This is a genomic window from Longimicrobium sp., assembly GCA_036389795.1.
In the GTDB taxonomy this organism is placed as follows: domain Bacteria; phylum Gemmatimonadota; class Gemmatimonadetes; order Longimicrobiales; family Longimicrobiaceae; genus Longimicrobium.
The window spans coordinates 61,760-88,555 of record DASVWD010000053.1 but is presented as its reverse complement, the minus strand read 5'-3'; the positions used below and the strand labels follow the sequence as shown (position 1 = coordinate 88,555).

The following is a 26,796-nucleotide window of genomic DNA, read 5'->3' as shown; positions in this document are numbered from 1 at the left end:
ACTCGGGATCGACCGCGGAACCGGTCTACTCCGCTGCCCTGTGCCCGGGGGCAGCCGCCGAGCGCAGCCGCGCCTCGATGCGCGGATCCGGGGCGAGCCACAGGAGCGCCACCAGGACGTAGAGCGCCAGCGAGATCCAGGTGGCGACCCAGGCCAGCGCGATCGCCGCGGCGTACAGCACCGGCGAGACGTTCTCCTTCCACCTGCTGCCGACCGCCTGGGCCAGCGGCGACTCCGGGCCCTGCTCCGCGATGATCGCGCGTTCCAGCACCCAGTACGCCAGGGCGGCCGCGAGCAGCACCATGCCGTAGACCGCGACCGGTAGCGGGGCGAAGTGGTTCTCGCCCATCCACCCCGTGACGAACGGAACCAGCGACAGCCAGAACAGCAGGTGCAGGTTCGCCCACAGGATGCGGCCGTTGATCCGGCCGGCCAGGTGGAGCATGTGGTGGTGGTTGTTCCAGTAGATGCCGAGGAAGACGAAGCTCAGCACGTAGGTCAGGAACTTTGGCAGCAGCGGACGCAACGCGTTCAGATCCGCGTCGTGGGGCACTTCCAGCTCCAGCACCATGATGGTGATCAGGATCGCGACCACCGCGTCGCTGAACGCTTCGAGACGGCCCTTGGTCATCGGCTGAGTTACGGGAGGTGAGAGAGGGCGGGACGCGGACCTGTCAACCTACAGCGCGCCCCCGCCGGCCTCAAGGAGCACGGGTTGTGCGGACGGGCGCGGAAGTGTAGGATTGACGCACACTTGCACATCCGTTTTCCCCCGCGCCCGGACGCATGTCCTACCTCCTGCTCTGCCTCACGTCGTTCGCCGTCTGCGGCGTGGGGGCGCTGCTGCCGTTCGTCAACACGGAGCTGTACCTGATCGGCGCGTCGGCGCTGGCGCCGCGCGGGCTGTGGGTGCCGCTGGTGGTGGCCGGGACGGTGGGCGCCATGGCGGGGAAGGCGCTGCTCTACTTCGCCGGGCGCGGCGTGGTGAGGCTGCCGCGCGGGCGGGTGCAGCGCGGGCTCACGTCGGTGCAGGCGCGGCTGGAGGAGCGGCCGCTCGCGGGAAATGCTCTTCCTGGCCAGCGCCACGGCCGGCGTGCCGCCCTTCTACGTGGTCACGGTGGCCGCCGGCGCCGTGAAGATGAACTTCGCCTTCTTCCTGGTGGCGGGGTTCCTGGGCCGGCTCCTCCGCTTCACCGCCATCGTGCTGCTGCCGCAGCTCGCGAAGGGTGCGCTGGGCGGCTGATCCTCCGAAAACCTCCCGCCGGAAACGACCGCACGAAGCAACCGGCCTCCCACATGGGTCGGGTAGATTCCTCGTCGTTCCTCCTCGGAATGACAGCGTGTGGGACGGCGGGTACGGCGAGCCCTGGAATACTCCCGGAACGCCGAAGGGCCCCTCGACGCGAGGGGCCCTTCGGCGTTCGTGGTGCCTGCCGGGTGATCAGCTCCCGAAGGGCGTCCCCGACGGCGGGGGCGGCTCCTGCTGGGGGCGCTGCCGCACTCGCGGCGCCTGGCCGAAGTTGTACTGGAAGCTCACGTGCAGCGCCCGCGAGGTGAACGTGCGCTCGGTGAGCTGGATGAGGTTGTCGTCGCCGGCGCGCACCCGGAAGCGCTGCGTGTTGAACGGGTCCGACACGCGCAGCGTGAGGCTCGCCTTCTCGCCGTACAGCTTCTGCCGCAGCGACACGTTGGCGAAGCCCATCGCGTCGAACTGGCCGCCCTCGATCTTCATCGGCGCGCGGTAGAAGTACATCGCCGTGAGCGAGGTGCGCGGGGTGAGGTTGTAGGTGCCGTTCACCCGCGCCGACCACGTCACCGCGTTCGAGGAGAGCGTCGACTCGCCGCCGCCCTCGGTGACCATCTTGAACACGTTGAAGGCGGCGAACCCGTTGAACGCCTGCCCCAGCCGGAGCTGGCCGTTCAGGTCCGCGCCCCAGGAGTTGCCGGTGTCCAGGTTCTGGAAGCTGATCGAGGTGACCTCGCGCCCCGCCACCGTGTCGTCCGTGTTGATGATGAAGCGGATGACGTCGGTGGTGTGGCGGTAGAAGGGCGAGAGCTGCACCGAGCCCAGCCGGCCCGAGTGCTGGAAGCCCAGCTCGATGGCGTCGGTGTACTCGGGGTCGAGCTCGGGGTTGCCCAGGAAGACGTTCTGCAGGTCGAAGAACACCGGGAACGGGTTCAGCTCCTGGGTCCCCGGCCGGCGGATGCGGCGCGAGTAGCTCAGCTTCACCTGGTCGTTGTCGCTCAGCTTGTACGAGACCAGCCCGCTCGGGAAGAGGCTCACGTAGTCGTACGGGAAGCTCTCGTCGGCGTCGGCCAGCGAGAACTCGCGGCTGGCGTACTCGGCCCGGAGGCCCGCCTGCAGGTCGAAGCGGCCCGTGCCGTGGCTCAGCACCCCGTACACGGCGTTCACCGTCTCGTCGAACTGCAGCGCGTTGCTCCGGTCGCTGGTCGTCCAGGTCCCGGTCCCGAGCGGGTCCTCGAGCACGGCGAAGTCGCGGTCCAGCCAGCGGCCGGTGCCCTTGTAGCCCGTCTCCAGCTTGGTGCGCTCGGCCAGCGTGCGCGTGTAGTCGAGCTGGGCCGTGAGCTGCGTGGTGAGCGCGTCGGTCTCGTCGATCTCGCGGTCCAGCAGGCTCCCGCTCCCGCCCGAGCCGAGCCCCTGCCGCCAGAGCGCGGTGCGGTCCTCGTCCTGCATCCGGTTCAGGCGCACCTCGGCCGAGAGCTCGTGCTTCTGGGGCTGCAGCGTGCGCCGGAAGGCCAGGGTGTAGTCCACCATCCAGTTGTCGTTCTCGGCGTCGCGGATCCGCTCGTACGCGTCCAGCAGGGTGCGGGTGGCGTCGAGCTCCTCGTAGGCGGAGAGCGACTCGTCGGTGGCCCCGCGCAGGTTCACCAGCAGCGCGTTGGTGAGCACGTCGCGCCGGCCCAGCCGGTAGTCGAGGTTGGCGCTGAAGTTGTGGCCGAAGTTGCCGTTCGAGCCCAGGATGTCCTGCTCGGTGAAGGACATCGGCGACTGCAGCGGGCCCAGGCGGGTGCGGTCGTTGATCCCCTCGATGTCGCGCGTGTCGCTGTTGAAGCCGTAGCTCATGAAGAGCGTGGCGGGGCCGCGCTGATACCCCAGGTTCCCCGACGCCACGTAGCGGCCGCTGGTGGCGTAGGCCAGCGTGAGCCCGCCGGAGAGCCCCAGGTCGACGTTCTGCTTGAGGACGATGTTGATGATCCCCGCCATCCCCTCCGGGTCCTGCTTGGCCGAGGGGTTGGGGATCACCTCCACCCGCTCGATGGTGCCGGCGGGGAGCTGCTTCAGGTACCCGGCCAGCTGCGCGCCGCGGATCGGCGAGGGGCGGCCGTTGATCTGCACCACCACGTTCTCGTTGCCGCGCAGGCTGACGCGCCCGTCCTGGTCCACCTGCACCGACGGCACCGCCTCGAGCACCTCGCTGGCGTTGGCGGCCGCGGGGGCCACCTGCCGGGCCTGGTAGGTGTTGCGGTCGGGGGCGATGGAGACGGCGCTCCTCTCGCCGGTGGCGGTGATCCCCTCCAGCGCCACGGCGCTGCGGGTGAGCTGGATGCTGCCGGCGCTGGCGCGGGGCGACTCCGCGGTGACGGTGAACTCGCTCCCCCGGTAGATGCCGTACCCCAGCATGCTCACCCGGAGGTAGTAGGTCCCCGGGCGCAGCCCCTGGATGGCGAACGACCCGTCCGGGCGGGCGATGGCGCCGGCGACCAGCGCGGAGTCGGCCCGGCTCCACACGGCCACCGAGGCCGAGGAGATCGGGGTGTTGCCCTGCGCGTCGACCACGGTGCCGCGGACCTCGCCGGGGCCCGCCGCGGGCGGCTGGGGAGCGGGCCGCGCGCCCCCGGGGTTCTGGGCGTGGAGCGCTCCGCCTCCCAGCAGCGAGAGGGCCAGCGCGCCGACGACGATTCGTCTCATGAGGAAAATCCGGGTTGGACGGGAAGAGCTGGAGTGGTCGAGAGGGTCCATGGTGAACCTCCAGCGAAAGACATCGGGGGAGAGCCCCTGCATCGGGGACGGCGGCCCGTACGGCCCGCCTGCCCGCGAGGTTTCACCAGGGACAAACTGCGACGAAGGAGCCTCGCGCCCGGCCCCGGGACGCGCGGTTGCGCGGCGGCGCCCCGCGCTCGACTTTACCCCGTCCCGCCCTCGCTCCGGGGCCGCGACCATCTCTTCGTCCGGGGGTTCGGAAGATGCCGATGCCGCGTGCGCGCGCCGCGCTCCTGCTCCTCCTGGCCTGCGGCGCGTCCCCGCTGGCCGCGCAGGGGGAGCCGGCCTACCCCGCGCCGGTGGAGGGCGACTTCGTCGTCCGCGACTTCGTCTTCGAGAGCGGGGAGCGCCTGCCGGAACTGAGGCTCCACTACACGACGATCGGGACGCCGCGGCGGGACGCGGCGGGCACGGTGCGCAACGCCGTGCTGATCCTGCACGGCACCACGGGGTCGGGGCGCGGCTTCCTCTCGGACAACTTCGCCGGGCGGCTCTTCGGGCCGGGGCAGCTGCTGGACGCGCGGCGGTACTTCATCGTCCTCCCGGACGGGATCGGGCACGGGCGCTCCAGCCGCCCCAGCGAGGGGCTGCGCGCACGCTTCCCGCGCTACACCTACGACGACATGGTGCGGGCCCAGCACCGGCTGCTCACCGAGCACCTGGGGGTGAACCACCTGCGGCTGGTGATGGGGACGTCGATGGGCGGGATGCACACCTGGGTGTGGGGCTACACCTACCCGGACTTCATGGACGCCCTGATGCCGCTGGCCAGCGCGCCGGTGGAGATCGCCGGGCGCAACCGGATGATGCGGCGGATGATCATGGACGCCATCCGCAAGGACCCGGAGTGGAAGGGTGGCGACTACCAGGCGCAGCCCCGCGGGCTGGAGGACGCCGTCCACGCGCTGATGCTGATGGTGAGCGCGCCGCTGCAGCAGCACCGCGCCGCCCCCACGCGCCAGGCGGCGGACTCGCTCTTCGACGCGTCGGTCAGGCGGTATCTGTCGACGCTGGACGCCAACGACGTGCTCTACGCCTTCGACGCGTCGCGCGACTACGACCCCTCGCCGCACCTGGGGCGGATCGCGGCCCCGCTCTTCGCCGTCAACTCCGCCGACGACGAGGTGAACCCGCCCGAGCTGGGGATCCTGGAGCGCGAGATCCGCAGGGTGCGGCGTGGGCGGTACATCCTGATCCCCACCGGCGAGGCCACGCGCGGCCACGGCACCCACTCGCTCCCGGCGGTCTGGGGCCCGTACCTGGCCGAGCTGCTGGCCGCGTCGGAGCCCCGGCCGGATTGATCTCGGGCCGGGGGAAGGGCGGGTGAACCCGCGGCAACAACGGCGAGAAGCCTGCCTGCGCAGGCTGGTTCGGCGCGGGGGCCGGCTCCGGCGCGGGCAGGCCGGCTCCGGGGCGCGAAGCGCACGGGCGCAGCCCGGTCCGCGCAGCGGGCTTCGTAGAATCCGGGTAAGCCTTTCCCTTCCACAACGGAGCCGCGCGATGGACTGCGGAACCGACGCGGGCGAGAAGCACGACCGCGAGGCGGACCAGCCGGCCGTCCTCGCGCGGCTGCGGGCGAAGTACGCCGCGTGGGAGCGCGAGGTGCTCCCGCCGGTCCCGCTCGACCCGGCCAGGGCGTAGACGTGCCCACCGATCGAGAGCTGATGGGCGCGCACGCCCGGGCCCTGTTCACCCACGACGCCCGCTCCAGGCTGCTGCGCGTCAACGAGCCCGGAGGCGGGGCTCCCGCTCCCCGCCTGTTCCTCGGCCGGACGCGCGCGGGGAACCTCTGGCGGTTCCGGGCCGACCTTCCGGAGACCCTCGTCGCGGAGCTGGAAGCGCTGTGCGCCGACGAGCCGGTGGGCGTGGAGCTCCGCGACCCACCCCGCCACGCCGGGGCGTACGCGCGGCTGCTCGGGAGGCACGCGCCCGTGCGCGGGGTGTGGGCGGGGCCGGACTATCGCTTCACCGAAATCGCCGAGCCGTCGGCGCCCCTGGCCGCCGTCACGGAGGCGAGTGCCGGGGTGCTGCGGGGCGGCTTCGAGGAGCTGGTCGCGGAGCTGCCCGACTGGCAGCCCTTCCTCGCCGCCGTGGTGGAGGGCCGGGCGGTGTCCGTCTGCCGCAGCGTCCGTATCACCCCAGTGGCCCACGAGGCCGGCGTGGAGACGCTGCCCGATTTCCGCGGCAGGGGGTATGCGGCGGACGTGGTGGCCGGGTGGGCGCGCGTGGTCCGGTCCCTGGGCGCCACCCCCCTGTACAGCACGTCGTGGGAGAACACCGCCTCGCAGGCGGTGGCGAAGAAGCTGCGGCTGGCACCCTACGGCGCCGATTTCCACGTCACCTGACCGCTGCCCCGCCCCGCAGGCGGCCGCACGCGAGAACGCCCCGCCTCTGCACGGCAGAGACGGGGCGTTTTCGCATAGCGGGGGCGGGATTCGAACCCGCGACCTTCGGGTTATGAGCCCGACGAGCTACCAGGCTGCTCCACCCCGCGACGTGTGGCCGAACATTGCCGGAGAGGCGGTTTGAAGCCCGATACGAGATCGGTGGGTGGCATCCCCGCAGGTTCAGCGGCATCCGGTCAGGACGCTACATCCTCCGCGAGATCAGCCCCCGGCTTCAAAGGAGTCGGCTCAAACGCTGATCTCCCCGGCCATGTTCAACGCGATAAATATATGCGTCGCAACCACTTGAGTCAACCCCAGCCGCCCGCGCCGCGCCTCGCGTCGCCCCGCCCGGGTTGCCGCGCGCCCGCGCCCGCCCCAAGATGCAGGCCTCCCTGCCCCGTCACCCCCGTCCACCCGCCGAACCGGACGCCATGAGCACTTCCATCACCCGCCGGGAGTTCGTCGCCGCCGGCGCCGCCGCGGGGCTCGCGGCCGCGCTCCCGCAGCCCCTGGCCGGCGCGCCGGCCGTCGTCGTCCGCGGGGCGGCCCGGCCGGTCGTCATCGCCTCGGGGAACGGGAACCGCTTCAAGAACGGCGGCGACGCGACCGCCGTGCAGAAGGCGTTCGCGCTGATGATGCAGGGCTCCGACGTGCTGGACGCGGTGGTGGCGGGCGTCAACATCGTGGAGCTGGACCCGGAGGACAACAGCGTGGGCTACGGCGGGCTCCCCAACGCGGAAGGCGTGGTGCAGCTCGACTCCTCGGTGATGCACGGGCCGAAGCGGCGCGCCGGCGCGGTGGCGGCGCTGGAGGGCGTCCGCACGCCGTCGCTGGTGGCAAAGGCGGTGATGGAGAACACCGACCACCACCTGCTGGTGGGCCGCGACGCGCAGCGCTTCGCCCGGCAGATGGGGTTCACCGTCGAGGACGACCTCAACACGCCGGGCTCGCGCCGGCTCTGGCTGGAGTGGAAGCGGCGCACCGACCCCGCGCACTTTCTCGACCCCGCCACGCGGGCCGAGGCCGGGCACGCCGCGGGGCTGCAGATGGTGGCCGAGGGGCTGATCGACGCCGACCACTACTACGGCACCATCAACTGCAACGCCGTGAACGCGCGCGGCGAGATCTGCGGCGTCACCACCACCAGCGGGCTGGCGTGGAAGATCCCCGGCCGCGTGGGCGACTCGCCGATCCTGGGCGCCGGGCTCTACGTGGACGGGGCCGTCGGCGCGGCGGGCTCCACGGGCCGGGGCGAGGCGAACCTCTACAACCTCACCTCGTTCCTGATCGTCGAGGCGCTGCGGCGGGGGATGAGCCCGAAGGACGCGGGGATGGAGGGGCTCCGGCGCATCGTGTCGAACACGGTGGAGAAGCGGCTCCTCAACAGCCGGGGGACGCCCAGCTTCGGCATCCAGTTCTACGTGCTGAACGCCCGCGGCGAGCACGCGGGCGTCACCCTCTACCCCGGCGGCAGCTACGCCGTCTGCGACGAGAACGGCCCGCGCGACGTGCCGCTGGAGCCGCTCCTGCAGGGCTCGCCGCGGGACTGACGCGAGAGGGGGCGGGGCCGCCGCCCGCGGCCCCGCCCCCGTGTTCGCCGCGCGCCTCCGGTCACGGCCGGGGCGCCGGGATGCCCCGCGTCAGCACGGCCAGCGGTCGGAGCACCCCCCGCTGCCGCTGGGGGAGCACCCCTGGCTGCACGACCCCTCGGGCCCGCAGCTCACGCCGAAGCAGGTGTCGCCGTAGCAGCTCGCGTCCGGGGTCGACTGTTCGATGCACGAGACGTTCGTGTAGTCGCACTCGACCCAGTCCGTCCCCCCGCAGGTGGTGTAGCACCCGCTGTCCTGAGTATCCTGCGGCTGGACGGAGTCGAACGCGCGCACCGTTCCCCGCGCCCGGCGGCGCAGCGCCGTGGTGTCGAACGACTCGACGGTGAGGTCTTCCAGGTCCAGCGTCAGCTTTCTCATCGCGTCCTCCGCCGGTGGGAAGGTGGGGGAATGCGGCGGTCCCCGCGGGCAGGGGCGGACTGCGCTCCCCGGGCCGCCGAACGTGCCGAGATTCACCGTCAGGCCGTGAGGGGGACGGCCTGCACTCGCCGTGCCCGCGACGCTTCTTGTCGCTTTCGCCGCGAAAAGAGCTCGGCACCCCCGGGGACGCGCTCTTCCAGTCCGGAGATCATGATCCGCAGCCACGCTCGACGGACGGTCTACGATGGACGGCAGCTCGCGCTGGAGCTGGTGGGGTACGCGGCCTCCGGGCTGGTGGCCGTGTCGCTGACGATGAGCTCGATCCTGAAGCTGCGGGTGATCAACCTCGTCGGATCGCTGGCCTTCGCCGTCTACGGCGCGCTGATCCACTCCTACCCCGTGGCGGCGATGAACCTGTTCATCGTCGGCATCAACCTGTACTACCTGCGCCAGATGCTCGCGGCCCGGGAGTACTTCCAGCTCCTGGAGGTGCGGCCCGAGATCGACTACCTGCGCTACTTCCTGCGCTTCCACGACCGCGAGATCCGGCGCTTCCAGCCCGCCTTCGCGCACGCGCCCGCCCCGCACCACCTCACCTTCTTCGTGCTGCGCGACGCCGTGCCCGCCAGGGTCTTCATCGGCGAGGTGCGGGACGGGCGGACGCTCCGCGTGCTGCTGGACTACGTGACCCCGCCGTACCGCGACTTCAAGACGGGGCGCTACGTCTTCCGCGAGCAGGCGGAGTTCTTCCGCGCCCGGGGGATCGAGGAGATCGTCAGCGCGCCCGGGAACCGCGAGCACGCCGCCTACCTGCGGCGGATGGGCTTCGCCTGCGTGGACGACGCGGACGAGATGGCCGCGTACCGGCTGAGGATCGCGGCGTAGCGGCGCGGCGCTTCGGAGGGTGTTTACATTTGCTCCATAGACACGCTGTCATCCTGAGGGCGCAAACACCGAAGTCGCGTCTGCACAAGAGCTTGTGCGCCCGAAGGATCTGCGGGTGGGGACTCGCGCGTCTGCCGGGCTCACGCTCGGACCCGACCCGCAGATCCTTCGTCGCCGCCAGGCATCCGCTCATTCCGATGATCCCGCGCGGCGGCTCCTCAGGATGACAATCCCGGGGTTCGAGTTCGTGACAACCTCTTGAGCGGGTGAAAGTCCCTCCCGCGCGGCGCACCTCTTGCTTTCCTCCCGCTCCGCTGCACCGACGACACTCCAGTTCCCCGCGCGGGGTGGGAGCGCTTCTCCCACCCGGTGCCGGCGTGCGTCCGGTAGGCAGCGCCGCTGTACGGGCGATTCACCTCGTTCCCGGACCGACGCATGCTGCTGGAGGTGCTCCACGGGGTCAGCGTCGCGCTCTGCCTCGTCTGCGTGGCGGGTACGCTGCTCAGCTTCAGCAAGAGCCCGCGCTGGTGGGTGCGCGCGTGGGACTTCCCGCGCCCGCAGCTCGCCATCGCGGGCGCGGCCGCGGCGGCCGTCTACGCCGCGCTCTTCTTCGAGCGCGAGGCCTGGGAGTGGGCGCTGCTGGGCGCCGTGGCGCTCTGCATCCTCTGGCAGCTGCGCAAGATCTTCCCGTACACGCCGCTCGCGCGCGTGCAGGTGGAGAGGAGCCGCCGCGTGCGCCCGGGCGCGGACGGCGCGGGGGAGAAGCGCTCCAGCTTCCGGCTGCTCATCTCCAACGTGCTGATGGAGAACCGCCGGCACGACCGGTTCCTGGAGATGGTGCGCGAGAGCGACCCCGACCTGGTGCTGGCGGTGGAGACCGACGAGGCGTGGGCGCGGGCGCTGGAGCCGCTCGCGGCCGACTACCCGCACGTGGTCCGCCACCCCCGGGACAACTACTACGGGCTGATGCTCTTCTCGCGCCTGCCGCTGGTGGAGCCGCGCGTGGAGTTCCTGGTGCAGGACGACATCCCCTCGGTGCACACCGCCTTCGAGCTCCCCGGCGGCGAGCGCGTGCTCCTGCACGGCATCCACCCCCGCCCGCCCGAGCCGATCCGCGACCAGGACTCCACCCCGCGCGACGCCGAGCTGGTGATCGTCGGGCGCGCCGTCGGCGAGAACGGCGAAACACCGACGGTGGTGGCGGGGGACCTGAACGACGTGGCCTGGTCGCCCACCAGCGAGCTCTTCCTGCGCCTCAGCGGGCTGCTGGACCCGCGCGTGGGCCGCGGCCTCTACAGCAGCTACAACGCGAAGAACCCGCTCTTCCGCTACCCGCTGGACCACGTCTTCCACTCCAACCACTTCCGGCTGGTGGAGCTCAGGCGCTGCCCGCGCATCGGGTCGGACCACTTCCCCATGCTGGTGGAGCTGAGCTACGAGCCCGACGCGCCGCCGGAGCAGCCCCCGCCGCGCGAGGAGCCGGGCGACCAGCGGGAAGCCAAGGAGAAGCTGGAGGAGCAGGCCGAGGCCGCGCGCACGGGCGACGACCGCCCGGGGCGGGAATGACGGGCTCGACGGATCGCGCGGCGGGGCCCGCCCCGCTCGGGCGGCGGGTGCGCGCCTACGCGGTGCACGTCTATACGGCGTCGGGGGTGGCGCTGGCGTTCCTGGCGGCGGCGGAGACCGCCTCGGCGTCGCCGGACCCGCGGCTGGTGCTGGCGCTCCTGCTGGGCGCGGTGGTGATCGACGCCAGCGACGGGCCGCTCGCGCGGGCGTGGGAGGTCAAGCGCTGGGCGGCGGCGATCGACGGGCGCACCATCGACGACATCGTCGACTACCTCACCTTCACCTTCCTCCCGCTCCTGCTGGTGTGGCGGATGGGGTGGGTGCCGGCCCCGGGGGCGCTCTGGATCGTCCCGGCGCTCATCGCCTCGCTCTTCGGCTTCGCGAACACGGGGGCCAAGGACGAGGAGGCCGGCTTCTTCCTGGGCTTCCCGTCGTACTGGAACGCCGTGGCCTTCTACGCCGGGATCTGGCACTGGCTCTACGGCCCGTGGGTGAACGCGGTGGTGATCCTCGCCTTCGCCCTGCTGACGGTGCTGCCGGTGCGCTTCCTCTACCCGAACCTGGCGCCGCGGCCGTGGAAGCTCCCGCTCTTCGCGGGCGGGGTGGCCTGGCTCGTCCTCTTCTTCGTCATGCTGCTCGACTACCCGCGCGCGCCGGCCTGGCTGATGTGGCTCTCGCTCCTCTACCCCGCCTTCTACACCGTCCTCTCCCTGCGCCTGGACCCGCGCCGGCGCCAGCGGCATCCGTAACGTCCCAACCCAAAAAGAAAGGCCTCACGCAGAGGAAGCAGAGGTAGCAGAGGAAAAACCGCGAGGGCGATTTGTTCTCTACTGACTCCGCTGACTCTGCGTGAGACCAGCAGTCGTGGTTCATGCCGAGCATGATCGTGCGCCCCTCGCGGGAGGGGCGTATGCACGTGTACAATGTCGGGGCGCACCGAAGTCCGCGGCATCCGGCCTTCCCTCGCTGGAGGTCTCCATGTCCGACCAGAACCCGGGCTCCCCGAAGGCCAACCCCGACCGCGCCGCCGTCTACCAGCAACTCTGCAGCAGCTACCACCAGATCGACGACTTCCGCGCGAAGCTGCTGGCGCTGCTGCCCTTCGCCTCCGCGGCGGGGCTGTTCCTGCTCCTGAACGACAAGCTTCCCCACCGATCGGCCGTCGAGGCCGCCGGGCCGTTCTTCGTCCCCATCGGCATCTTCGGGGCGGTGGTCACGCTGGGCCTGTTCTCCTACGAGATCTACGGGATCCGGAAGTGCGGCGCGCTCATCGACACCGGCATCAGGCTCGAAAGGAAGATGAAGGTCCGCGGCCAGTTCATGAGCCGTCCGAACTGCCTGGTCAACGAGCCGCTCGCCGCCGGCGTCATCTACCCGGCGGTGCTCGCGGGGTGGCTGTTCCTCGCCCTGGTCGCGTGGAGCGCAACGGCCGCCCTGGCCGTCGCGGGCCTCGTCTTTCTCGTGGGCTTCGCGTTCATGCTCGCCTGGGACGTCGGCATGGTGCGGAAGGCTCGCGAGCGGGAAAACCAGGCGCTCGCGGCCGATCGGCTTCGAGACGCCGGGCTCCGGGAGTCGAGGGGCCGATCGGGTGACTCGCCGCCCGCAACCGCGCTGCGCTGACGGACGCCATGAGCTTCGACACGGCTGCGTTCCGCGACTGGCTCGCCCGCTACGGGCTCGCGTGGGAGGGGCGCGACCCCGAAACGGCCGCGCTCCTCTTCGCCCCCGACGCGCTGTACCACTGGACCCCGTTCGAGGCGCCGAAGCGCGGCCGCGAGGAGATCGCCGGGGCGTGGCGGAGCGCCACGTCGCGGCAGGAGGGCGTCCGCTTCGCCTGGGAAGTGATCTGCGCGACGGGGAACCGCGGCTTCGCCCACTGGCGGGCCTCGTTCCGGCGCGCCGGCGCCGGCCACACGGTGCGCATCGACGGCATTCTCTCCGCCGCGTTCGGCGAGGACGGCCTCTGCACCGAGTTCCACGAGTGGTGGCACTCCGACGAGCCGCCCGCCCCGCGGCCTTCCCCGGAAAGCGCCGCGGCGGACGTCGGCCACGGCCGTCTCGACCGGGAGACCCCGTGCTGAGCGCTGCGGCGGACGTGTGGGCGAGCGGCGACGCGTACGAGCCGTACATCGGGCGCTGGAGCCGGCCGGTCGCGCGCGAGTTCGTGGCCTGGCTCGCGGCGGCCCCGGGCGCCGGCTGGCTCGACGTCGGGTGCGGGACGGGGGCGCTGACGGAGGCGATCCTCGGCGCCGCCGCGCCCGCGCGCGTCCAGGCGGTCGACCCGTCGCCCGGCTACGTCCTGTACGCGCGCGGCCGCGTGGCCGACCGGCGGGCCGCCTTCCTGGTGGCGGACGCGCGCTCGCTGCCGCAGCGCGGGCGGAGCGTCGACGTCGCCGTCTCCGCCCTCGCGCTCAACTTCATCCCGCGGCCGGACGCCGCCCTCGCGGAGATGGCGCGGGCCGTCCGCGCGGGCGGCACCGTGGCGGCGTACGTGTGGGATTACGCGGACGGGATGCAGCTCATCCGCCGCTTCTGGGACGCGGCCGCCGCGCTCGACCCCGGCGCGGCGGAGCTCGACGAGGCGCGCCGCTTCCCCCTCTGCCACCCCGCCGCGCTGGAGGCGCTCTTCCGCGGCGCCGGGCTGCGGGCGGTCGAGAGCCGGGCGATCGACGTGCCGACGCGGTTCCGGGACTTCGACGACTACTGGAGGCCGTTCCTGGGCGGCCAGGGGCCGGCCCCGGGATACGCGATGGGTCTCGGCGAGGAGCGCCGCGCGGAGCTGCGCGAGCGGCTCCGCGCGACGCTCCCGGCCGCCGCCGACGGCTCGATCGAGCTGGTGGCGCGCGCCTGGGCCGTGCGCGGCACGCGCGCCTGACCAGGCGTTCCGGGGAGATCCCGTGAAGGTCGCCGCGTACCAGGCTCCCCTCCTCGCCCCCGGCTCGATGGAGGCCCTGGACCTGGTCCGCGAGCAGGTCGCCCGGTGCGAGGCCGCGGGGGTGGAGATCCTCTGCTGTCCCGAGGGGGTGCTGGGCGGCCTGGCGGACTACGCGCCCCGGCCCGCCGAGATCGCCATCGACGTGGAAGGGGGCGAGCTGGACAGGGTCCTCGCGCCCCTCGCGAGCGCCACCGTCACCACCATCGTGGGGTTCACGGAGGTCGACCGGCGGGGGCGGCTCTACAACGCCGCGGCGGTCTTCCACCGGGGCTCGGTCGCCGGCGTGTACCGCAAGCTCCACCCGGCGATCCGCCGCTCGGTCTACGCGGCCGGCGACGCCATGCCGGTGTTCACGGCCGGCGGGCTGACGTTCGGGATCCTCGTCTGCCGGGACTCGAACTTCGCCGAGCCGGCGAGGCGCATGGCCGCGCAGGGAGCGGCGGCCCTGTTCGTGCCCACGAACAACGGCCTCCCGCCGGCGAAGGGCGGTCCCGAGATCGTCGCCGAGGCCAGGCGCGCCGACGTCGCCCGGGCGACGGAAAACGGCGTCTGGGTGATCCGCGCCGACGTCGCGGGGCGGGCCGCGGACCTCGTCTCCCACGGGTCGTCCGGGATCGTCGCCCCGGACGGGAGGGTGCTGGCGACGGCGCGGCGGCTCCGGCCGGACCTGGTGGTCGCGGACATCGAGACCGCGCCCCGCGAGCGGCGCCGGGCTGCGTCATCATCCTTCCGCCAGGGGTGACCGGCCGATGGATCCCGGCGTTGAGGACGCGAACGGCCGCGCGCTGCTGCGGCACTTCCTGGCCGCGCTCGCCTATCGCACGCAGAAGGCGCTGCGCGGCGCCCCGGCCGGCTTCGCCGACTTCCGTGCGGGGCGGGACGTCCGCACCCCCCGCGAGCTGGTGCGCCACATGGCGAGCGTGCTCGGCTACGCGCGCACCTACTTCGTCGGCGGCGTCTACCGGGCCGAGCCGCTCGAATCGCTCGAGGCCGAGGTGGAGCGCTTCCACGCCGTCCTGGCCGACCTCGCGGCGCACCTGGGCGCGGGCACGCCGCTGCGGGAGATCACCCCGGAGCAGCTGCTGCAGGGCCCGCTCGCGGACGCCATGACGCACGCGGGGCAGCTCGCCATGCTGCGGCGCCTGGCGGGATCGCCCGTCGCGTCGGAGAACTTCATCTTCGCGGACGTCTCGCCCGACCGGCTGGGATCGGCCCAGCCGCTCCCCGCCGCGCCCGACTCACCGTGGATGGGGAAGCTCGTGCACCTCGCGTGGCGCGTGTCCCGATGGCTGCACCGGCGGTGAAGGCGGCAAAGAAGCACCAGGTGTCCGAACCCACAGCACGGAGGCCAGGATGAGCGATTCCACCGCTACCGCCACGTCCGCCAACGTCCGGCAGGCCGTCCCGTTCTTCGGCGTGACGAGCATGGACGCCTCGCTGCGCTACTACGTCGACGGGCTTGGCTTCACGATGACGCTCAACTGGATCGTCGAGGGGAAGGTGCGCTGGTGCTGGCTGGAGCGCGGCGGCGCCGCGCTGATGCTGCAGGAGTTCAGGCCGGAATGGGTGCCCGAAGGCAAGCTCGGCAACGGTATGTCGATCTGCTTCATCTGCGAAGACGCGATCGCGCTCTACCGCGAGTTCACCGCCCGCGGCATCGAGGCGCAGCGCCCGTTCGTCGGCAACCGGATGTGGGTGACGTCGCTCAAGGACCCGGACGGCTACGAGCTCTACTTCGAGAGCATGACCGACGCACCGGAGGAGTCGGAGTACACGGAGTGAGCCGCCGGATGCCGCCCTCCACCCGTCGCGAAGCATGACCGAGCCATCCCCCGCCATCGAGCGCGCGCCCGAACCGTCCGCGCCGCCGCGGAACCTGGAGGAGTACGAGGCCGCCGCGCGCGCCGTGCTCCCGCGCGACGTCTACGACTACTACGCGGGCGGCGCCGAAGACGAGCGGACGCTGCGCGCCAACCGCGACGCGTACGGCTGGTTCTACCTGCGCCCGCGCGTGCTGGTGGACGTGGGCGCCGTGGACCTCTCGGTGGAGCTGCTGGGCGAGCGGCTGTCGCTGCCGGTGCTGCTGGCGCCCACCGCCTTCCAGCGCCTGGCGCACCCCGACGGCGAGCTGGCCAGCGCCCGCGCCGCGCGCGCCGCCGGCACGCTGCTGGTGGCCAGCACCCTCGCCACCACCGCGGTGGAAGACGTCGCCCGCGCCGCGCCGGGGCCGCTCTGGTTCCAGCTCTACGTCTACCGCCGGCGCGAGATCACCCGCGAGCTGATCCGGCGCGCCGAGGCCGCGGGGTGCGGCGCCATCGTGGTCACCACCACGGTGCCCGTGCAGGGCAACCGCGAGCGCGACAGCCGCAACGCCTTCCGCCTCCCGCCGGGGGTGGAGATGGCGAACTTCCACGGGATGGCGCAGGCGCGCTTCCCCGACGCGGAGGGCTCCGGGCTCGACGCCTTCATCGGGCGCGAGTTCGACCCCACGCTCACCTGGGACGTGGTCGAGTGGGTGCGGGGCGCCACCCGGCTGCCGGTGGTGCTCAAGGGGGTCGTCACCCCGGAGGACGCGCGGCTGGCCGTGGAGCACGGCGCGGACGCGGTGATCGTCTCCAACCACGGCGGCCGCCAGCTCGACGGCGCCGAGCCCACCCTCTTCGCGCTCCCCCGCGTGGCCGAGGCGGTGGCGGGCCGCATTCCCGTGCTCCTGGACGGCGGCGTCCGGCGCGGCACCGACGTGGCCAAGGCGCTCGCGCTCGGCGCCCGCGCCGTGCTCATCGGCCGCCCCGCGCTGTGGGGGCTGGCGGTGGGCGGCCAGGCCGGCGTCGAGCGCGTGCTGGCGATCCTGCGCGTCGAGCTGGAGCGCACCCTGGCCCTCCTCGGCCGCCCGACCCCCGCCGCCCTGGACCGCGCCGCCGTCTGCCACGTCTCGGAAACCTATCGGGCGGCCACGGGTTGAAGAGCTGAGCCCGCGCGTATCGCTCGCCTCCGCACACCCCGCGACGAATCGGCCGTCGTCGCGGCGGTCCCACGGGTTACGGCGCGCCGGGCGCGCCCGCGTAAGTCAAACCCACGCGAGAGCTTGCGAAGTCGCGACGGACCCGCGACATTCGCTCTCCCCGCCCCTGACTTCACCACCGTCCATCGCGCTTCGCCGCCGCAGGATGCTCACCCGCTGGTTCCCGCTCGCCCGCAGCCTCGACCGCTTCGGCCTCGCCGGCACGGCCGCGATCCTGATCGCGGCGTCCGTGGCGCTGTCGGTGCTGGTGACGTGCGCGGTGATGGAGCTCTGGCTGGGCGGCGTGAGCGTGGCCGGCGCCGTGCTGGGCGCGCTGGTGCCGGCGGTGTGCGCGCCGCCCTTCATCGTGGCGCTGCTGAGGGTGGTGGTGCAGCTGCGCGGCACCCGCGAGGAGCTGCGCCGGCTCACGCTCACCGACGAGCTGACGGGCGCCTTCAACCGCCGGCACTTCGTGGCCCTGGCCGAGAAGGAGTTCGCCCGCGCCCGGCGCTACGGGCAGCCGTTCTCGGTGGTGATGATGGACCTGGACGACTTCAAGGACGTCAACGACCGCCACGGCCACGGCGGCGGCGACCACGTGATCCGCGTCGTCAGCGAACTGTGCCGCTCCGGGATCCGCGAGAGCGACCTGTTCGCGCGCCTGGGCGGCGACGAGTTCGTGCTCCTCCTTCCCAACACCGGCCGCAGGCGCGCCTTCGAGAGCGCGAAGCGCCTGCAGCGGCTGATCGCCGTCACCCCGGTGCGCTGGCGGGGCGAGCGGATCGCCGTGAACGCCAGCCTGGGCGTGGCCACCTGGTCCCCCTCCATCCGCGAGCTCGACGAGCTCCTCCTGGCCGCCGACCACGCCCTCTTCGCCGCCAAGCGCGCCGGGAAGGACGAAGTCGCCGTCGCCCCCGCGCCCGCCGAGGAAGACGACGTGCTGGCCGGCGACGCCGCGGGTGCCTGAAGACACCCGCTGGCACCACGGAAAGCCTCGCAAACCCCGCGAGGCTTCAACCGCGCACCCCCTTCTCTGCGTATCCGGTTTCGTCGCGCGAAGCGCCGAGGTGTTTCCCCTCTCCCGCAGTCTGGGAGAGGGGAGCGCGGCCCCTGGTCGTGAGGAACGAACGACCGGGGTCGCGCGGGGGAGAGGGCCCCCGGTCCGGAGTGTGCAGCGTCGCCCGGTCCGTGACGGACGGCACACTCGCTCGCGGCGGCCCCGGCCTCAACCGCTCAGACCATGACGTTTTCGCTCTCCACGTTCGACTTGGCCGCCATGCTCCGCTGCGGCCTCGACCTGCGGCGCGTCACGCAGGGCGCCGCCAGCATGGAGGAGGCCGCGCAAGCCGTGGTGCGCTACTTCCACCACTCGTGCGTGGACCCGGAGACGGGCGAGCGGCAGTGCGCGCTGGTGCGCTTCTACAAGACGCACTCGTACGGGGAGCTGGAGCCCCGGCTGCAGGCCTTCGTGCGCGAGGTGCTGGGCGCGCGCCACCCGTGGGACGAGATGAAGTGCCTGGTGCTCCTGGCCACCGCCGGCGACGAGCCCGCGTGGAACGACCGCCGCCGCTCGCGCGGCCACCAGGCGATCCCGCTCCCCAGCGCACAGATCGTCGAGCAGGCGCCGATGATCTCGCAGCTCATCCGCGAGCTGGGGCTGGACCTGGACGACGTCGTCTCGCCGCGCACCGACCTGATCCGCGGGCTGGAGGGGAAGACCTACAACGTCTTCCACGTCCCCGAGGCGCTGGGCAGCCCCTACATCCCCGCGCAGGACGGATTCGTGCGCACGCACGGCATCCGCTCCGTCGTCGGCTGCGGCGGCATCCTGCTCTCGGGCGACTTCTACTCGCTCATCCTCTTCTCGCGCGTCCGCGTCCCCGCAGCCGCCGCCGACCGCTTCCGCAACATCGCGCTCGACCTCAAGCTGGTGGTCTCGCCCTTCGACGCCGTCTTCGCCCCCGCCCCCGAGCCGCTTCCCGGCGCCGAGCCCGAGCCGGTGTGACCCGGGAGGGGCGGAAACAAACGGCGGCGTTGATCCGGAGCCGCCCCCGGGCTACGTTGGCCTCCCCGGAGCTGCCCGTCTTCCCATCTCAGGAGGCCCCATGCCGAAGTACCTCATCGAGCGCGAGATCCCCGGAGCCGGCGACCTGTCGCCCGAGCAGCTGCGGGCGATCTCGCAGAAGTCGTGCGGCGTCCTCCAGGGGCTCGGCCCGCAGATCCAGTGGGTGCAGAGCTACGTGACCGGCGACAAGATCACCTGCATCTACGTGGCCCCCAACGAGGAGATGGTGCGCGAGCACGCGCGCCAGGGCGGCTTCCCGGCCGACCGCGTGCTGGAGGTCAGGGCGATGATCGACCCCACCACCGCCGAGGAGCCGGCCGCCGTCCCGGCCTGACGTCCGCGCCCGTCACCGCGACGCGAGCAGCCCCGGGGGCTTCGGCTTCCGGGGCTGCTTCGGCTTCCAGCGTATCGTTCGGGGCACGTCCTGAAAAATCTCACGCAGAGACGCAGAGACGCGGAGAAGAAACTGCAAAGGCTCTCTGCGCCTCTGCGTCTCCGCGTGATTCCAATCCGTTTCTGATCTGGATGGAACGGCCTATCCCCCGCAGCTCGGGTTCAGGTGCCAGGCCTTGGGCTGCACGAAGGCGCGGATGCCGAGCACCGAGAGCGTGGAGCCGATCCCCGAGTGGCGGCGGCCCGTCCACGGCAGGCGCGGGCTCACGCGGTCGCAGCAGTTCCAGTAGACGGTCCCCGCGTCCACGCGCGCCAGCACCCGCTCCGCCCGCGCGCGGTCGGGGGTGTAGACGCCCGCCGTGAGCCCGTACTCGGTGTCGTTCATCCGCTCCACCGCCTCGTCGTCGCCGGCAACTTCCTGGATGCCGATCACGGGCCCGAAGCTCTCCTCGCGCATGACGCGCATGGAGTGGTCGACCCCGGCGAGCACCGTCGGCTCGAAGTACCAGCCGCGCCCCTCGCGCCGCTTCCCCCCGCAGAGGAGCCGCGCCCCCTTCTCCACCGCGTCCCGCACCTGCTCCTCCAGCACCGCCAGCTGCTCCCGGCGGGCCAGCGGGCCCACGTACGTCGCCTCGTCGGTGGGATCGCCCGCCCGGTAGCCGCGCACCGTCTCCACGAACGCGTCGGTGAACCCGGCGGCGATGGAGCGGTGGACGTAGAGGCGCTCGATGGCGCAGCAGCTCTGCCCGGCGTTGTAGAAGGCGCCCTCGGCGGTGGCCGCGGCGGCCGCGGGGACGTCGACGTCGTCGCAGACGTAGACGGGGTCCTTGCCGCCCAGCTCGAGCTGCACCTTCACCAGCCGCCCCGCCACCGCCTCGGCGATCTTCCGCCCCGTGGCGTAGCTGCCGGTGAAGAACACGCCGTCGATCTCGTGCTCCAGGAGCGCCGCGCCCACCGGCCCCCCGCCGACCACGGTGGCGAACACGTCCTCGGGGACGCCGGACTCGTACAGCAGCTCGGCCATCGCCAGCCCGGTGAGCGTGGCGTGCTCGGAGGGCTTGTAGAGCACGGCGTTGCCGGTGAGCAGCGCGGGGAGGAAGACGTTGGAGCCCACGAAGTACGGGTAGTTCCACGCCGACACGTTGGCCACCACGCCCAGCGGCTCCCAGCGGATGCGCTCCTCCACGGCGCCGTCGCCCGGCACCACCTCGTCGCGGATCGCCTCCGCCGTCTTCTCGACGAAGAAGCCGATGCGCGCCTGCATCCCCGCCAGCTCGTTGCGCGCCTGGGCGAGCGGTTTCCCCATCTCCGAGGTGAGCAGCGCCGCCAGCCGGCCGGTGCGCTCCTCCAGCAGCCGCCCGAAGCGCCGCGCCGTCTCCACGCGCTCCTCGACGGGGACGCACGCCCACGCGCGCTGCGCCTCGCGGGCGGCGCGCGCCTTCCGGGCGAGCGTGTCGAGCGTGTCCTCCTCCAGCTCGCGGACGACCTCTTCGGTCGCGGGGTTCGTCACCTGCAGCATCGTCTTTCCCCGATCTCCTCAATCCTGCGGCGCATTCCCGAAGGCTGTCATTCCGAGTGGAGCGTCGGCACCGGGGCCGCCTCCGCACCACGGGTCGGACGCTCCCGAGGAGGCTACCCGCAGCCGCCGCGAGGCAGGATCGGCGCCCGGAACCGGCGAGCCGGCGGGGTGAGTAGATTCCTCGGACGCCGCCCGGCTCCCGTGCATCAGCGGCACCGGCGCAGCGGCGCCGCTCGGAACGACGGAGTCGTGCTCAATCGCCCGGCAAGGCGGCGTGGTGAACCCCGGTGCCCGCGCCCCGGCGGGCCTCCACCGCGCCCAGGAACATCTCCAGGATCGGGCGGCCGTCCAGCAGCTCGGGGTCGGCCGGGTCGTGGAACTCCGGGTGCCACTGCACGCCGTAGACGAACCCCGCGCCCTCGTAGCGCACCGCCTCCACGATCCCGTCGTCCGCGCGCGCCTCCACCGCGAGCCCCTCGCCCAGCTCCCTGATCCCCTGGTGGTGCACGGTGTTGATGGTCGCCTCCGCCTGCCCCGGGTACAGGCGCGAGAGCCGGGAGCCCGGCTCGAAGCGGACGCGGTGGCGCAGGTCGCAGTAGACCTCCCAGTCGCGGTGGACGGAGCACTCGGGGCGCTGCGTCTGGAGATCCTGGTACAGCGTGCCGCCCAGCGCCACGTTCAGCACCTGCATCCCCCGGCAGACGCCCAGCACCGGCTTCTCCATCTCCAGGCAGGCGCGCACCAGCTCGATCTCGTAGCGGTCGCGCACGGCGTCGCCGGCCCACTCGGGGCGCAGCGGCGCCTCGCCGTAGCTGCCGGGGGCCACGTCCGAGCCGCCCTGCAGCACCAGGCCGTCCACCTCCGCCAGCAGGTCGCGCGCGCCGATCTCACCGCCCGGCGTGGGCAGCAGGAAGGGGAGCGCCCCCGCGCGCTGCAGCCAGTGCGCGAGCGACTCCTCCAGGTACAGGAGCGTCTTCCCCTTGAAGATCGCCCTCGTGGGATCGGCGTGGAAGAAGCAGGGGGCGAGGCCGATCCGCGGCCGGGCGGAAGACATGCTGCGCCTTCAGAAGTAGTTGCTGGTGATCCCGCCGTCGACCACGAGCACCGCCCCGTTGGTCCACGCGGACTCGTCCGAGGCCAGGTAGATCCCGAGGTTCACCACGTCCTCCGGCCGGCCGAAGCGCCCGGTGGGGTTGCGGGCCAGGCGGATGCGCTTGGCCTCGGGGTCGGTCAGCAGCCACTCGGTCATCAGCGGCGTCTCGATCGGCCCCGGGCAGACGGCGTTGCTGCGCACCCCCCGGGGCCCGAACTGCACCGCGAGCGACTTCGTCAGCGCGATGACGGCGCCCTTGGAGGCGGTGTAGGCGTCCTGCGGCACGCTGCACCCCAGCAGCGCCACGAACGAGGCGATGTTGATCACCGACCCGCCGCCGCCCTTCACCATCTCGGGGATGCCGTGCCTGCAGCAGAAGTAGATCCCCTTGACGTTGACGGCGAGCGTCCTGTCCCACACCCACTCCTCGGTGTCGGTGACGGAGTGGTCCTCCTCCATCATGATCCCGGCGTTGTTGTAGAGCACGTCCAGCCGCCCGAAGCGCTCCACCGTGGCCCGGATCGCCTGCCGGACGTCGGCCTCGCGGGTGACGTCGCAGCGCACGAAGAAGGCGTCGCCGCCGGCCGCGCGGGCGGCGGCCGCCGCCTCCTCGCCCTGCTCCTCGCTCAGGTCGGCGACGGCCACGCGCGCCCCCTCGCGGCAGAAGCTCTCCGCCGCCACGCGCCCCATCCCGCTGGCGCCCCCCGTCACGAAGCAGACCTTGTCCTGGAGCCGCATCGGCGATGTTTCCTTCTGGTGTTTTCCCTCATGGTGTCATCCTGAGGGAGCGTCCGCGCGATCCTCGCCCCGGCGCCGGTGGCCGGACGCGACCGAAGGATCTACTCACCCGCACGCGAGGCCAGTCGCGCGCGGACGATCCACCAGGCAGGGTGAGTAGATTCTTCGGTCGCCGCCCGGGTTCCGCGCATTCCGGGAGTTCGGCGCGGCGGCTCCCTCAGAATGACACCGTTTGCTGGTGATGATCATCGTGCTCGCCCGCACTTCGCACTTCGCACTTCGCACTGCCGTTTCACCCCCGCTCCAGGTACCGCTCGCGCTCCCAGCTCGTGACCACCGCGTCGTACGTCTCCTGCTCCACGCGGGCGGCGTTCACGTAATGCTCCACCACCTCGTCGCCGAAGACGCGGCGCGCGAGCCGGCTCTGCTCCAGCAGGTCGGCGGCCTCGTAGAGCGCGCGGGGGATGCGCGGGACGCCGGTGGCCGTGTAGCCGTTGCCGCGGAACTCGGGCGGCGGCTCGATTCCCTCCTCGATGCCGTGCAGCCCCGCGCCCAGCACCGCCGCGTACGCCAGGTACGGGTTCGCGTCGCCGCCGGGGAGCCGGTTCTCGATCCGCAGCGCCTCCCCGCGGCCCACCACACGGAAGGAGCACGTCCGGTTGTCGCGCCCCCACACCAGGTTCACCGGCGCCCAGCTCGCCACCGCGTAGCGCTTGTACGAGTTCACGAACGGGGCGATGAAGAACGCCAGCTCGCGCGCCGCGTGCAGCATCCCGCCCAGGAAGTGCCGCATCGCCGCCGACATCCCGTACGGCTCGGCGCCCTCCTCGTGGAACGCGCTCCGCTCGCCGGCGGCGTCCTGGAGGCTCACGTGGATGTGCGCGCTGCTGCCGGTCCAGCGGTGGTCGGGCTTGGCCATGAAGGTGACCGCGCGGCCGTCCTGCCACGCCATCTCCTTGATGCCGTGCTTGAAGAGCGTGTGCCGGTCCGCCGCCTCCAGCGCCGGCGCGTAGTGGATGTTGACCTCGTGCTGCCCCGGCGCCGCCTCGCCCTTGCTGAACTCGATGGGGATGCCGGCCGCCGTCATCTCGTTGCGGAAGCGGCGGTAGAGGGGCTCGGCCTTGGTGGCCTGGAGGAGGTGGTAGTCCTCGTTGTACCAGCCGAAGGGTTTGAGGTCGTGGAAGCCCTTCTCGGCGGCCGCCTCGTAGCTCTCGCGCAGGAGGTAGAACTCCAGCTCGCTCGCCATCAGCGGGGTGAAGCCCAGCTCCCGCGCCCGCTCCACCTGCCGCCGCAGGATGCCGCGCGGGGCGACGGGGATCAGCTCGCCCGACTCCTCGTCGCGCGCGTCGGCCAGCACGACGGCCGTCTTCTCCAGCCAGGGGACCACGCGCAGCGTCTCCCAGTCGGGGTCCGCCAGCCAGTCGCCGTAGCCGGTCTCCCAGTTCATGCGCCGGTAGCCGCCCGGGGTGGCCATCTCCATGTCGGTCCCGAGCAGGTACGTGCAGAAGTGCGTGCCGTGGTGCGCGTGCTCCAGGAAGAACTCGCCCTGGATGCGCTTGCCCATCAGCCGCCCCTGCATGTCGGTGATCGCGGAGACCACGGTGTCGATCTCTCCGGCCGCGATCCGCTCGCGCAGCTCGTCGAAGCTGATCCGGCCCGGCCGTCTCCCCTCCCCGGCCGCCCCGCCGCGGTGGTCCATGCTCGTGCGCTGGAAAGGTGGTCGGTGCTCCCGCCGCGCGCCCCGCGTTGCAAGAAGACGGCCCTGTTTACGTCGCCCGTTTGCCCGCGGGTCCGAAATGCGCTACAATTGGGAGCAGTTTGGATCGTGATTCCTGGGAGCGTGCGCGATGAGCGCAAAGGCGATGCTGCTCGGCTCCGAGACGCTGTACCGGGTGATCCTGTACTTCCTCCTGCATCCACGCGCGAGGCCGCACTTCCGCGCGCTCCAGCGGCACGTCGGGGCAGGCGTGCGGCCACTCAAAGCCGCGCTCGACCGTCTGGAAGAACTGGATCTGCTGCGCAGCGAAGGCGAGGGGAACCGGCGGGTCTACCACGCGAACCACGAGCACCGGGGCTGGCTGGCGCTCATGCACATGGTGCGCGAGTTCACTGACCCCACCGAGGTCCTGCGCGAGGCGCTCTCCGACGTCCCCAATGTCGAAGCGGCGTTCATCTTCGGCTCCGTGGCCTCCGGTGACGCGCGGCTGGAAAGCGACCTGGACCTCTTCGTCATCGGCGAGGAGATCCCGGATTACGAGATGGGACGCTGTACTTCGGAATCGTCCGCTGTCCTGGGACGCGTGGTGAACGTGGTCGAGTACAGTCGGCGCGACCTGGCCCGGCGCATCGAAGAGAACCACTACTTCGTTCGTAACGTGCTGTCGAAGCCGAAGCGATGGATCGTGGGTGACGAGAAACTCCTGGCCCGGATGGCCGCATGACTTCACCCGAAATCGAGCGCCTGCTCACGGCGCACACTCTCGTGGCGCTGGAGGCTTCCGACGATGAGGTCGCCGTGATCTGGAGGAAGGCGCTCCGGGCGTACCAGGACTCCCACCTCCCCGGCCTCTCGTCGCCGGGAGCGTTCAACGCGGCGTACGAGGCCGCACTCGCCGCGGCGGCCACCCTGGTTCGTGACGCCGGATACACGGTGAAGTCGCCCGGAGGACACCACTGGGCGACTTTCTACGCGATCCAGGGCCTTGAATCAGAAGAGCTGGCACGCTTCGGGACCGAGCTCGATGGACTTCGCCGCAAGCGGCACGACAACGTGTACGGGACGGTGGAAGACACAGCGCTGGCAGAGCGGTGGCGGAACCAGATGCACGCCGTGTTGGACAAATTCCTCCCCGCCGCGCACGCCCGCCTGATCGCGCGCCGCCCGCGACTGCGGAACGTCTTGCAGGACCCGCGCGAAATTCACCCGAAGTCGCAATGACGCGAGCGGCCGGACCAACGGGAGGTCCAGCCGCTCGTTTGGAGCTTTCCGCACCTTCACCGTCTGCAACAGCTCCCCGATCGTGACGCTTCACGAAGCGCTGACCCCGGAACACGCCTGCCAGGCGCTGGCGGAGCTCGGATTTCGGCTCTCGCCCGCGGACGTGCACCTGGTCCCACGAGACGGCAGGTGGCTCGTCCGGCTCCCCGGGGGCCGGCTGGCGTGGTTCGCGGCGACCGCCGCCGGGCTCGCGGCGATGCAGACCGAGCGCCGCGTGCTGCGCGTGCTGAAGGAGCGCTGCGGCTTCGCGGCTCCCCGCGTGCTCGCCGCGTCGGCGGACGGCGGCGTCGACGTGCGCGCGATGGTGCCGGGCGTCCACGACACCCGGGCCGTCTACGCCCGCGTCCGCCGGGAGCCGGAGGCCGCCAGGCGCGTGGGGGCGGCGCTCGGGGCGATCCTGGCCGACCTGCACACACGCGCCGGCGCGGCCGACGTCGCCGGCTGGCTCCCCCGGCGGCCGGGCTGGCCGGAGCCGCGCGGGTGGATCTGCGACCGCCTGCCGCGGGTGGTGGACCACCGCGGGCTCCGCGCCGAGGCCGACGCCGTCATCGCGGAGTACGAAGAGCTGCTGGATCGGACTCCTCCGGACGACCGCGTCCTCGTCCACGCCGACCTCGGCCTGCACAACGTGAGCGTCGACGCGGCCACGCTCCGCGTGCACGGCGTGTTCGACTGGGAGAGCGCCTGCTGGGCCGACCGGCACCTCGACTTCCGCTACCTGGTGTTCGACACCGCGCACGACGCGCTGCTCGAGGCCGCGCTGGCGGTCTACGAGCCGGCCGCAGGGCGCCCGGTCTCACGGGAGCGCGTGCTGCTGTACAACGCGGCGTGCGCGGTCTGCTACCTCGCCTTCCGGGCGGGCGTCCCGCCGGAGCAGAGCTGGTGCGGGCGGACCCTCGCCGAGGACCTGCACTGGACGCGGCACGCGATCGCGCGCCTGCGCGCGGCTCGTCGAAGCTGATCCGACCCGGCCATCTCCCTCTCCCGCCGCCCCGCCGCGGTCGTCTGTGCTCGTGTGCCTACAACCTGCCGCAGATGACGAGATCGGCCGCTCGAACAGAGCGGCCGATTCATATCGAGTTCCCGTTCGGATCGTCCTGCCAGTCTACGCGGTGGGCTCAAGGAGAGGAAGTAGCCGCTCCAAGATCTCGGCGACTGATTCCGGAGAGAGCTTCTCGATGAAGACAGCCCGCCGCGCACGCCAATCCAGACTCTTCACCTGATCAGCCAGAACCACGCCCGTAAC

Annotated in this window: 29 protein-coding genes and 1 tRNA gene; 21 read left to right on the top strand and 9 right to left on the bottom strand. The window is 72.1% G+C overall.

What is annotated here, in order from left to right:
• Window positions 1-25: 25 nt before the first annotated feature.
• Both VF746_06390 and VF746_06385 read right to left on the bottom strand, forming a co-directional pair.
• Entirely contained in the window at window positions 26-631 is a 606-nt protein-coding gene (locus VF746_06390; GenBank protein ID HEX8692026.1) for a TMEM175 family protein, read from the bottom strand.
• Between the two features lie 160 nt (window positions 632-791).
• Window positions 792-944 (bottom strand): hypothetical protein, encoded by a 153-nt coding sequence (locus tag VF746_06385; protein ID HEX8692025.1) that lies wholly within the window; start codon window positions 942-944, stop codon window positions 792-794.
• A 119-nt stretch (window positions 945-1,063) separates the two neighbouring features.
• Between VF746_06385 and VF746_06380 the strand changes: the two genes are divergently transcribed.
• Complete coding sequence (locus tag VF746_06380; GenBank protein HEX8692024.1) at window positions 1,064-1,243, top strand: hypothetical protein; 180 nt, start codon at window positions 1,064-1,066, stop codon at window positions 1,241-1,243.
• A 198-nt stretch (window positions 1,244-1,441) separates the two neighbouring features.
• Here the strand turns inward: VF746_06380 and VF746_06375 are convergent, their stop codons facing one another.
• A complete protein-coding gene (locus VF746_06375; GenBank protein ID HEX8692023.1) occupies window positions 1,442-3,931 on the bottom strand; it encodes a TonB-dependent receptor in 2,490 nt (829 codons plus the stop codon).
• 281 nt (window positions 3,932-4,212) lie between these two features.
• Here VF746_06375 and VF746_06370 point away from each other — a divergent pair, with 281 nt between their 5' ends.
• The 3 genes from VF746_06370 to VF746_06360 all read left to right on the top strand — a co-directional run bounded on the left by VF746_06370 (window position 4,213) and on the right by VF746_06360 (window position 6,348).
• Window positions 4,213-5,304, top strand: a complete 1,092-nt coding sequence (locus VF746_06370; protein HEX8692022.1) for an alpha/beta fold hydrolase — start codon at window positions 4,213-4,215, stop codon at window positions 5,302-5,304.
• 199 nt (window positions 5,305-5,503) lie between these two features.
• Window positions 5,504-5,644 (top strand): hypothetical protein, encoded by a 141-nt coding sequence (locus VF746_06365; GenBank protein HEX8692021.1) that lies wholly within the window; start codon window positions 5,504-5,506, stop codon window positions 5,642-5,644.
• 2 nt (window positions 5,645-5,646) lie between these two features.
• Window positions 5,647-6,348, top strand: coding sequence for a GNAT family N-acetyltransferase (locus tag VF746_06360; protein ID HEX8692020.1), 702 nt, complete (start codon window positions 5,647-5,649; stop codon window positions 6,346-6,348).
• A gap of 75 nt (window positions 6,349-6,423) precedes the next feature.
• Here the strand turns inward: VF746_06360 and VF746_06355 are convergent.
• Window positions 6,424-6,497, bottom strand: a tRNA-Met gene (locus tag VF746_06355).
• 324 nt (window positions 6,498-6,821) lie between these two features.
• On the opposite strand from VF746_06355, the gene VF746_06350 reads away from it, so the two are divergent.
• Window positions 6,822-7,940, top strand: coding sequence for a N(4)-(beta-N-acetylglucosaminyl)-L-asparaginase (locus VF746_06350; protein HEX8692019.1), 1,119 nt, complete (start codon window positions 6,822-6,824; stop codon window positions 7,938-7,940).
• A gap of 90 nt (window positions 7,941-8,030) precedes the next feature.
• On the opposite strand, the gene VF746_06345 is transcribed toward VF746_06350, so the two are convergent.
• A complete protein-coding gene (locus tag VF746_06345) occupies window positions 8,031-8,357 on the bottom strand; it encodes a hypothetical protein (GenBank protein HEX8692018.1) in 327 nt (108 codons plus the stop codon).
• Window positions 8,358-8,567: 210 nt separating this feature from the next.
• Between VF746_06345 and VF746_06340 the strand changes: the two genes are divergently transcribed.
• From VF746_06340 to VF746_06280, 13 genes are all read left to right on the top strand, one after another.
• The gene (locus tag VF746_06340; protein HEX8692017.1) at window positions 8,568-9,242 is read left to right on the top strand and encodes a hypothetical protein; all 675 of its coding nucleotides are present in this window, start codon (window positions 8,568-8,570) and stop codon (window positions 9,240-9,242) included.
• A 435-nt stretch (window positions 9,243-9,677) separates the two neighbouring features.
• Window positions 9,678-10,808 carry an endonuclease/exonuclease/phosphatase family protein gene (locus tag VF746_06335; GenBank protein HEX8692016.1) on the top strand — a complete coding sequence of 377 codons (1,131 nt, stop codon included), beginning with the start codon at window positions 9,678-9,680 and terminating at the stop codon, window positions 10,806-10,808.
• Window positions 10,805-11,557 (top strand): hypothetical protein, encoded by a 753-nt coding sequence (locus VF746_06330; protein HEX8692015.1) that lies wholly within the window; start codon window positions 10,805-10,807, stop codon window positions 11,555-11,557. The genes VF746_06335 and VF746_06330 overlap by 4 nt, the downstream gene beginning before the upstream one ends.
• A gap of 229 nt (window positions 11,558-11,786) precedes the next feature.
• Window positions 11,787-12,428, top strand: coding sequence for a hypothetical protein (locus VF746_06325; protein ID HEX8692014.1), 642 nt, complete (start codon window positions 11,787-11,789; stop codon window positions 12,426-12,428).
• A gap of 8 nt (window positions 12,429-12,436) precedes the next feature.
• Window positions 12,437-12,889 (top strand): nuclear transport factor 2 family protein, encoded by a 453-nt coding sequence (locus VF746_06320; GenBank protein HEX8692013.1) that lies wholly within the window; start codon window positions 12,437-12,439, stop codon window positions 12,887-12,889.
• Window positions 12,883-13,683: a class I SAM-dependent methyltransferase gene (locus VF746_06315; protein HEX8692012.1), complete on the top strand. Its 801-nt coding sequence runs from the start codon at window positions 12,883-12,885 to the stop codon at window positions 13,681-13,683. Before VF746_06320 ends, VF746_06315 begins: the two co-directional genes overlap by 7 nt.
• A 22-nt stretch (window positions 13,684-13,705) precedes the next feature.
• Window positions 13,706-14,485, top strand: a complete 780-nt coding sequence (locus tag VF746_06310) for a carbon-nitrogen hydrolase family protein (GenBank protein HEX8692011.1) — start codon at window positions 13,706-13,708, stop codon at window positions 14,483-14,485.
• Between the two features lie 7 nt (window positions 14,486-14,492).
• The gene (locus VF746_06305; GenBank protein HEX8692010.1) at window positions 14,493-15,047 is read left to right on the top strand and encodes a hypothetical protein; all 555 of its coding nucleotides are present in this window, start codon (window positions 14,493-14,495) and stop codon (window positions 15,045-15,047) included.
• 49 nt (window positions 15,048-15,096) lie between these two features.
• On the top strand, window positions 15,097-15,525 hold the full coding sequence (locus VF746_06300) for a VOC family protein (GenBank protein HEX8692009.1): 429 nt from the start codon (window positions 15,097-15,099) through the stop codon (window positions 15,523-15,525).
• Between the two features lie 34 nt (window positions 15,526-15,559).
• Window positions 15,560-16,705, top strand: a complete 1,146-nt coding sequence (locus tag VF746_06295) for an alpha-hydroxy acid oxidase (GenBank protein HEX8692008.1) — start codon at window positions 15,560-15,562, stop codon at window positions 16,703-16,705.
• Window positions 16,706-16,910: 205 nt separating this feature from the next.
• The gene (locus VF746_06290; GenBank protein ID HEX8692007.1) at window positions 16,911-17,711 is read left to right on the top strand and encodes a diguanylate cyclase; all 801 of its coding nucleotides are present in this window, start codon (window positions 16,911-16,913) and stop codon (window positions 17,709-17,711) included.
• A 273-nt stretch (window positions 17,712-17,984) separates the two neighbouring features.
• Window positions 17,985-18,749: a hypothetical protein gene (locus tag VF746_06285; protein ID HEX8692006.1), complete on the top strand. Its 765-nt coding sequence runs from the start codon at window positions 17,985-17,987 to the stop codon at window positions 18,747-18,749.
• 100 nt (window positions 18,750-18,849) lie between these two features.
• Entirely contained in the window at window positions 18,850-19,143 is a 294-nt protein-coding gene (locus VF746_06280) for a DUF4242 domain-containing protein (protein HEX8692005.1), read from the top strand.
• Window positions 19,144-19,344: 201 nt separating this feature from the next.
• Here the strand turns inward: VF746_06280 and VF746_06275 are convergent, their stop codons facing one another.
• The 4 genes from VF746_06275 to VF746_06260 form a co-directional block, all read right to left on the bottom strand.
• Entirely contained in the window at window positions 19,345-20,721 is a 1,377-nt protein-coding gene (locus VF746_06275; protein HEX8692004.1) for an aldehyde dehydrogenase family protein, read from the bottom strand.
• 253 nt (window positions 20,722-20,974) lie between these two features.
• Complete coding sequence (locus VF746_06270; protein ID HEX8692003.1) at window positions 20,975-21,775, bottom strand: gamma-glutamyl-gamma-aminobutyrate hydrolase family protein; 801 nt, start codon at window positions 21,773-21,775, stop codon at window positions 20,975-20,977.
• Window positions 21,776-21,784: 9 nt separating this feature from the next.
• Window positions 21,785-22,552, bottom strand: coding sequence for a glucose 1-dehydrogenase (locus tag VF746_06265; GenBank protein HEX8692002.1), 768 nt, complete (start codon window positions 22,550-22,552; stop codon window positions 21,785-21,787).
• A 292-nt stretch (window positions 22,553-22,844) separates the two neighbouring features.
• Entirely contained in the window at window positions 22,845-24,251 is a 1,407-nt protein-coding gene (locus VF746_06260) for a glutamine synthetase family protein (protein HEX8692001.1), read from the bottom strand.
• A 148-nt stretch (window positions 24,252-24,399) separates the two neighbouring features.
• Here VF746_06260 and VF746_06255 point away from each other — a divergent pair, with 148 nt between their 5' ends.
• From VF746_06255 to VF746_06245, 3 genes are all read left to right on the top strand, one after another.
• The gene (locus tag VF746_06255; GenBank protein ID HEX8692000.1) at window positions 24,400-24,993 is read left to right on the top strand and encodes a nucleotidyltransferase domain-containing protein; all 594 of its coding nucleotides are present in this window, start codon (window positions 24,400-24,402) and stop codon (window positions 24,991-24,993) included.
• Window positions 24,990-25,490, top strand: coding sequence for a hypothetical protein (locus VF746_06250; GenBank protein HEX8691999.1), 501 nt, complete (start codon window positions 24,990-24,992; stop codon window positions 25,488-25,490). The genes VF746_06255 and VF746_06250 overlap by 4 nt, the downstream gene beginning before the upstream one ends.
• Window positions 25,491-25,572: 82 nt before the next feature.
• Entirely contained in the window at window positions 25,573-26,511 is a 939-nt protein-coding gene (locus VF746_06245; protein ID HEX8691998.1) for an aminoglycoside phosphotransferase family protein, read from the top strand.
• The last annotated feature ends 285 nt before the right edge of the window (window positions 26,512-26,796 follow it).